At 66.1% G+C, this 7,920-nt stretch carries 5 protein-coding genes and 1 pseudogene; 1 reads left to right on the top strand and 5 read right to left on the bottom strand.

Translation table 11 applies throughout. The features are described 5' to 3' along the window. Positions 1–79 precede the first annotated feature (79 nt). The 5 genes from infB to ABLA28_RS09340 form a co-directional block, all read right to left on the bottom strand. Complete coding sequence (infB, locus tag ABLA28_RS09360; RefSeq protein WP_347713438.1) at positions 80–2,035, bottom strand: translation initiation factor IF-2; 1,956 nt, start codon at positions 2,033–2,035, stop codon at positions 80–82. Positions 2,036–2,045: 10 nt separating this feature from the next. Continuing rightward, positions 2,046–2,690, bottom strand: coding sequence for a DUF448 domain-containing protein (locus ABLA28_RS09355; RefSeq protein WP_347713437.1), 645 nt, complete (start codon positions 2,688–2,690; stop codon positions 2,046–2,048). A 1-nt stretch (position 2,691) separates the two neighbouring features. Further along, the gene (gene nusA / locus ABLA28_RS09350; RefSeq protein ID WP_299300281.1) at positions 2,692–3,786 is read right to left on the bottom strand and encodes a transcription termination factor NusA; all 1,095 of its coding nucleotides are present in this window, start codon (positions 3,784–3,786) and stop codon (positions 2,692–2,694) included. Next, a complete protein-coding gene (gene rimP / locus ABLA28_RS09345; protein ID WP_347713436.1) occupies positions 3,787–4,356 on the bottom strand; it encodes a ribosome maturation factor RimP in 570 nt (189 codons plus the stop codon). Positions 4,357–4,844: 488 nt separating this feature from the next. Further along, on the bottom strand, positions 4,845–6,488 hold the full coding sequence (locus ABLA28_RS09340; protein ID WP_347713435.1) for a Synerg-CTERM sorting domain-containing protein: 1,644 nt from the start codon (positions 6,486–6,488) through the stop codon (positions 4,845–4,847). Positions 6,489–6,879: 391 nt separating this feature from the next. Between ABLA28_RS09340 and ABLA28_RS09335 the strand changes: the two are divergent. Continuing rightward, a pseudogene (locus ABLA28_RS09335) lies at positions 6,880–7,920 on the top strand (pyruvate:ferredoxin (flavodoxin) oxidoreductase); the annotation flags it as partial.

Raw genomic sequence — 7,920 nt, 5'->3', positions numbered from 1 at the left:
CTTGTTGATTCGCGCCATGCGAAACGTCCCCAAACCCCTTCACCCCTTTATTCCTTCCGATCCCGCCGCCCCGTTCGGTTTACAGACTACGTTTCTCCTCGACGACCTCGTAGACCTCCAGGACGTCGCCGACCTCGAAGTCCTGGAACCCCTCGAGCGCGATGCCGCAGTCGAACCCCGCCTTGACCTCGCGGGCCTCGTCCTTGAAGTGGCGGAGCGTGGCGATGCCGCCGTCCCAGATGACGATCCCCGCGCGCACGACGCGCACCCGCGCGTTGCGGCGGACCAGCCCCTGCATGACGTGGCAGCCGGCGATCTTGCCCGCCTTCGGGATCTTGAAGATCTCCCGGATCTCCACCTCGCCCAGACGCTCCTCCCTGAGGTTGGGCTTCAGGAGCCCGCTCATCGCGGCCTTGACGTCGTCAATGACGTCGTAGATGATGTTGTAGGTCCGGATCTCCACCCCGCTCACCTCGGCGGCCCGCCTGGCGTTGGCGTCCGGTCGGACGTTGAAGCCGATGATGACCGCGTTGGAGGTCGAGGCCAGCATCACGTCGGACTCCGCGATGCGCCCGACGCCCCGGTGCACGATGGTGACCCCCACTTCGTTGGTCGCCAGCTTCTCGAGGGAGGCGGCCAGGGCCTCCAGGGATCCCTGCACGTCGCACTTCACCACAAGGCTGAGCTGCGGGATCTGCCCCGCCTGCATCTGGGCGTAGAGGTCCTCCAGGGACGCCCGCTTCGAAGGGGCCCCCGCGTCCCGCTCGCGGGCGCGGCTGTCCGCCAGGGCGCTGCGCGCCTCCCGCTCGCTCTTCACGACGGTGAAGGTCTCCCCGGGCTGCGGGACCTCGTCCAGGCCCAGGATCTCCGCGGGGATGCTCGGGCCGGCCTTCTTGATCGGCTTGCCCGCCCAGTCGAACAGGGCCCTGACCTTTCCCCACGCCGAGCCGAAGAGGACGATGTCGCCGCGCTGCAGCGTGCCCTGCTGCACGATGACGGTCGCCACGGGGCCCTTGCCCTTGTCCAGCTGGGCCTCCACGACGACGCCCGAAGGGGACGCCCCGGGGTTCCCCTTCAGCTCCTGCATCTCCGCGACCAGGAGCACCATCTCCAGAAGCTGGGGGATGCCGTCGCCCGTCTTGGCGGAGACGTCCACCATCACCACATCGCCGCCCCACTCCTCCGGGACCAGGCCGACGTCCGAGAGCTGCTGGCGGACGCGGTCCGGCTTGGCCGTGGGCTTGTCCACCTTGTTCACCGCCACCACGATCGGGACCTTCGCCGCCTTCACGTGGTCGATCGCCTCCCGCGTCTGGGGCATGACCCCGTCGTCGGCGGCCACGACCAGGATGACGATGTCCGTCACGCTCGCGCCCCGCGCGCGCATCGCCGTAAAGGCCTCGTGGCCGGGGGTGTCCAGGAAGACGATCGGCTTCTTGTCGTGCGTGACGATGTAGGCGCCGATATGCTGCGTGATCCCCCCGGCCTCCTGCGCGGTCACGTTGGCGTGGCGGATCTGGTCCAGCAGCGTCGTCTTCCCGTGGTCCACGTGCCCCATGACCGTGACGATGGGAGGACGCTCCGTCAGGACGGCCGGCTGCCCCGCGGGCTTGGGCTTCGCGTCCCGCTTCGGTCCCTTCCCGGCCTCCCCCTTCCCCTCGGTCTCGGGCTTCTCCTCGGGCCGAAGGACGAACTCCACCCCGAAGGCCCCCGAGAGGACCTCCCGAACCTTAGCGTCGGCGGACGCGGTCGCGGGGACCATCAGGCCGGCCTTCATCAGGGCCTTCACCGCCTCCGCGCTGGAGACCCCGATCTTCTCCGCCGCGGCCTTGATCGTGGCCCGTTCCCCGATCTCGACCGTCCTCCTCCCGTCCCCGCCGGCCCCGGCCTCCGGCTTCGCCCCACCCGCCGGAGAGGACAGGGCGTCCTCCACCAGCTGAGCGGTCTCGCCGTCGATGGAGCTCATGTGCGTCTTCACCTCGACGCCCAGATCCTGCAGCACCTTCATCAGGTCCTTGTTGCTCTTCCCCAGCATCTTCGCCAATTCATAAACCCGTATTCTGTTGTTCAAGGGCACGTCCCCCTTCCCCAAGCAAGACCTTTATCCTATCCGCCAGGCCGCTCCGGCCCGGCAGGGCAATCACCTGTACGCGCCCCGTCCCCAGGGCCAGGGACAGCCGCTCGACGCTCAAGGGCGCGCGAATATGCGTATGGGCCCGCGCGCCGGCCGAGGCCAACCTGTCAGCGAACTCCAGCACGGACGCGGAACAGTCCTCCGCGGTCAGGAGCAGCAGGGGGCCCCTGCCGCACTGCGATTGTACACTATCCGAGCCGACGAGGACCATCCCCGCCCTGCGGGAGAGCCCGAGCAGGGCGCAGATCTCGTGCAGACGCTCCTCCGGATCGGCGTGCGCCGTGCCCTCCTGCTCGATGCGGCGCTCCAGATCCGCGTAGCAGGATTCGGGAACCGCCGTCCTGAGCGCACGGGCGAGAGCGCCGCTCTTCCTCGCCCTCTCCAGGCACTCCCGCCTCGCGCAGAGATAGGCGCCGCGACCGGGGAGTTTGCCGCGCTCGTCCACCACGACCGAGCCGTCAGGGGAGCGGACGACGCGGATCAGGGCCCTCCTGGGCGACTCCTCCCGGCACCCGACGCAGGTCCGGGATTTCTGCCGCGGGCCCGGCTGGCTCACGCTACTCGTCCTCCACGATGTCGTGGAAGATGTCCTGCAGCGTCGGCATGCGCTCGACCTCGAGGGCGTCGATGTCGATCTTCCAGCCCGTCAGACGCGCCGCCAGCCGGACGTTCTGCCCCGCCTTACCGATGGCCAGGGAGAGCTGGTCGGGATAGACGTACGCCCGGACCGCATGCTCCTGATCGAGCACCGGCTCGACCCTGGCGACCTTGGCGGGCGAGAGGGCGTTGCGGATGTACACCAGGGGATCGCCGCTCCAGATGATGACGTCGATCTTCTCGCCCATCAGCTCCTTGCTGATCGCCTTGATCCTCGCCCCGGCATTGCCCACGCACGCCCCGACCGGGTCGACGTTGGCGTCCAGAGTCATCAGGGCCACCTTGGCGCGCGCGCCCCCCTCCCGGACGATGTTGCGGATCTCGATCACCCCGTCCTGCACCTCCGGGATCTCGAGCTCCATCAGTTTCCTGAGAAGGCCCGGGTGCGTCCGGGATACGACGATCCTGGGGCCCCGCGTCATCTGCCGGACATCCAGGACGTAGAACTTCATGTAGTCGCCGGGGACGTATTTCTCCCCGGGGATCCGCTCCTTGCGCGGCAGGATGGCCTCGGTGCGCTCGTTGAGGCGCACCAGGACCTGGTCGTTCTCCGACTTGAAGACCACGCCGGTCATCATCTCCCCGACCTTGTCGGAGAACTCGTCGTAGATCACCTGGCGCTCGGCGTCCTTCAGGCGCTGAATGATCACCTGGCGGGCGGTCTGGGCGGCGATCCGCCCGAAGTCGCCGGGGTTCTTCTCCAGCCGCAGGACGTCGCCCAGCGCGGCGTCCTCGTATCCCAGCCTTCGGGCGTCCTCGAGCGTGATCTCCGTGTCGGGGGACTCCAGCGTCTCCACGACGGTGCGCAGCTCGCTGACCACGACATCGCCGGTCTCGAAGTCCACGAGGACCTCGGCCTCCTGGTTGCCGCCCTGATATTTTTTGTAGGCGGAGATCAGAGCCGCCTCAAGACTCGATACGATCAGCTCCTGAGACAGATTGCGATCCTTGGCGATCTGGCTCAGAGCCCTCACAAACTCGCGCCCCAGCTGCATCTAAAGTTCCTCCTCACGATGTTTCCCGTTGTCCTCGCCCGTCCGGCGTCCTCCGTCGGATCCGGACCTCCCGCCCTTCTTATGCTTTTTCGGGGCCTGCGGTTCGAACCCCCGGAAGACCAGCGAGCCGCTCCTGATGTTGCCGAACGGGACGGCGATCTCGCGCTCCTCGTCGGGCACGAACAGGACCACCGAGTCCTCGTCCGCCGACAGGATCTCCCCCGTCAGGCCCTTGCGCCCCCCCATGGGCTCGGTGAGGCGGATGCGCGCCTCCCGTCCCCGAAAGCGCGCGTAATGCTCCGGCGTGAAGAGCGGACGCTCCACCCCCGGAGAACTGACCTCAAGATAGTAGCGCCCCTCGAGCTCCGGGATGTCGTTCTCGTCCAGGAAGCGATTGACCGCCCGCGACACCGTCTCGCAGTCGGAAACAGCGATCCCCCCCAGGGAATCGATGAGGACACGGACCCTCCGCTGCGCGGAATCCGTCCCGACGCCGACGTGAACGCACTCGTACCCCAAACGCTCGACCAGCTCGCGGATGGGCCGTTCCAGAGACTCCATCCGACACATCGTTCCCCCGCCCTCCAAAGGCCACACGCTCCTCTCCACAGCGCGATGCGACGCCTGCGAAACACAGTAAAATCCAAAGAAAAAGGAGCGGGCACAGGCCCACTCCTTCGGCAATTTCTATCGAAGTGCCCTCAGTATACACGAGCGTGAGGACAAAAGCAAGGACGGACAGGGCGGCGAAGCCGTGCCGCCTCGTGGAAGGCGGTCGCCTGCTGCGCCGAACAGCAACAACTGTGTTGCCGTTCGGCATAAGCGACCGACACAGCATCCGCGGGCAGAAGCCCGCGGATAAGCAGAAAGCCAGCGAGGAACGAGCTGTGCGAATCGCTTAGGGGCTTTACCAGAGCTGGTCGCCTGCTTAACGGACCAGCTGCATTTATCAGAGGGCTACGCTTTTCTCCTCAACAGGAACGCCCCAATGAGAGCCAGCGTCAATCCGCCGAATCCCGCGTCGCCCCTGAAGGGACTAGCTGCATTTATTCAGAGGGCTATACCTTTCTCCTCAAAAGGAAGAGGGCTGCAAGAGCCAAGGCCATTCCTCCGAATCCCGCGTCGCACCCGCCGCCGCCCTTCTTGCCGGAGCCCTTCTTGTCCGAGACCGTGAGGGTGAAGGTCACCGGGGCGCTGGTGCCCGTTCCCGCGCTGTTCCTGGACGAGGCGGTTACCGTAATCTCGCTCGTCCCCAAGGCCCTCGCCGCCATCAGGATCGATTTGCCGTCAGCCGCCACGTCCGCGGAGGCGACGCCGGGGTTCGAGGAGGAGACCGTGAGCCTGTAGTCCATCTCCGCCGGGACGCCCGCCAGGCTGACAACGACTTCCGGCTTGACCGTCCGGGTGGTGTTGGTCTTCATGGTGACGCCGCTCAGGGCCTTGACGGTGACCTCAGGGACGGGAAGCGGCGTGGTGCCCACGCGAATCTTGAGCGAGACCGTGGAGGACACGGTCGTGTTGCCCGCGGCGTCCCAGCCGTGCGCCCTGGCGTAGAGGATGGCGTCGCCCGTCCTCAGGGCCGAGACGACGCCGGAGGCGTCAACCGAGATGACCCCTGCATCGCTGACGGACCACTCGATCCCGTCCTTGTAGGCTCGGATGTTCCGGGTGGCGTCGGCCGGATGAACCCCGGCCGTATACGGCGCCGTCGTGCCCAGCTGGATGTAGGGGCTCCCCTTGAGGTCGACGCTCGCTATGGGGATGGGACTCAGCTCGAACGCGCCCGCGTCCAGCCCCAGGAGCTGGGGACGCTTGGCCCCCCGCTCGTCCACGTCGGGGAAGCCCGCGGAGCCCTCCGGGATCAGATCGCGCGCGACGTTTCCGGACAGGCTGGAGAGCTTGAGCACCCGCGCTCCATCCATGGACACGAGGGCCAGAGGGATGGTGAAAAACACGTCCGCCGAGCTGACGGAGGTGTGGTTGCCCTGGGCCGAGCCGAAGGAGGCCGGCGCGTTCGTCTGTCCGATCACGTTGTAGCGCCCGCTGTTGAAGACGCTCCCGCCGGAGTCCGCGTAGACGTCGGCGCCCTGCGCCAGCCCGCCTCGCTCCGTGTTGCCGGTGACGATGGACCCTGCAAAACTGACGGCGCCAAGGAGAACGGCGACGCCCCCGCCTCGCTCGGCACTGTTGCCCGCGATCGTGCAGTTCAGGAACGTCGTCGAGTCAAGCCGGGTTCCGGCCACGCACACAGCGCCGCCGCGGCTGCCCGCATCGTTGTTGAAGAACGTGCAATTCGCGAAGTCCGCCTTCGCGTCCCCCTCGATATTCACCGCTCCGCCGTTTCCGGAGAAGGACTTGCCGCCCGTGAAGGTGATTCGGTCGAACCCCACCGTCCCCCCCGTGACGCTGAAGAGGCGCGTCGAGTTCCCCTTCACGGTCGCGCCGCCGCCTCTTATCATGAGCGGGGAGGAGATGTTCACCTCCGAGGCGAGCGTGATGACCCCCACCCCGGCGTCGACCTGAATTTCGTCGAGATCGACGGTTGCGTTCGCATCCAGGACGGCCTGCCGCAGCGAGCCCGGCCCGCTGTCCGCGTTCGTCGTCACCGTGAACGTCGCAGCGTCCGAGTTCCCCGCAAGGAGCAGGACGGCGGCGATGAGGCAGACGACAATCCTCAAAAGACCTTTCTTCCGTATCGACATGGACAAAACCCCTTTCTTTCCGAGTTACGGAACAAACCCAACGACAAAAACAAGCGCCCCGCCCCCTCGCGCGGAGCGCCCCGCTATTATACCGTCGTAACAGCGCAATCGTAATCTTCTTCGGCCGGACGCGAACAATATAGGCATTTTCGGCAAAGTTCGAACGCGCCTTTTTATATAAAGAAAGCGGGCTTGTAGTAAAATGAATGTCGATGAAAAACCGAACGCGGAATCGGCGTTTTCGCAGAGGATATCTGTGAAAACTTTTTGTGCTTTTTGCGTTTGGAGGTTTCGTGTTCTTCGTGTTTTTGGTTGGGTGGGGGTTCTTTTCCGGGAGGTTTCCGGACTGTCCGGGACGCCCGGGGCAAGTATTCGAGGAGGGGTTTCAGAAATGGCAAAGAGGCACTGGAAAACTATGGACGGAAACGCGGCGGCGGCGCACGTCGCCTACGCGTTCTCCGAGGTCGCGGCGATCTATCCCATCACGCCGTCGTCGACCATGCCCGAGCTGATCGACGAGTGGGCGGCTCACGGGCGCAAAAACATCTTCGGGCAGACCGTCAAGGTCACGGAGCTCCAGTCCGAGGGGGGAGCCGCGGGCGCCGTGCACGGGGCCCTGTCGGCGGGAGCGCTGGCCACCACGTTCACGGCGTCCCAGGGGCTGCTGCTGATGATACCCAACATGTTCAAGATCGCGGGAGAGCTGATGCCGTGCGTCTTCCACGTCTCGGCCCGGGCCATCGCGGGGCACGCCCTCTCCATCTTCGGCGACCACAGCGACGTCATGTCCGCGCGCATGACGGGGTTTGCGATGCTCGCCGCCGGGAGCGTCCAGGAGACCATGGACCTGGCCGCCGTCGCGCACCTCTCGACCCTCAGGACGAGCGTTCCCTTCCTGCACTTCTTCGACGGCTTCCGCACCTCCCACGAGATCCAGAAGATCGACGCGCTCGACTACGACGATCTCGCCGGGCTGGTGGACTACGACGCCATCGACATGTTCCGCTCGCGGGCCATGAGGCCCGAGAACCCCTTCCAGAAGGGGACGGCGCAGAACCCGGACATCTTCTTCCAGGCCAAGGAGGCCGCGCAGCCCTTCTACGAGGACATCCCCGACGTCGTCGAGGGCTACATGCAGGAGATCAAGAAGCTCACGGGGCGCAGCTATCACCCCTTCACGTACTACGGCGCGCCGGACGCGAAGCACGTCATCGTCGCGATGGGATCCGTCTGCCAGGCCATCGAGGAGACCGTCGACTACCTGAACGCACGGGGCAAAAAGGTCGGGGTGGTCGAGGTGCACCTGTACCGTCCCTTCTCCCCGAAATACTTCTTCCGCGTGCTGCCCTCCACCGTCGAGGCCATCGCGGTTCTGGACCGCTGCAAGGAGCCCGGCTCCCTGGGCGAGCCCCTCTATGAGGACGTCCGCACC

It is taken from the genome of uncultured Fretibacterium sp. (assembly GCF_963544685.1).
Lineage (GTDB): Bacteria > Synergistota > Synergistia > Synergistales > Aminobacteriaceae > CAJPSE01.
The sequence above is the reverse complement of the archived record's forward strand: the minus strand, read 5'-3'. Positions and strand labels throughout refer to the sequence as shown.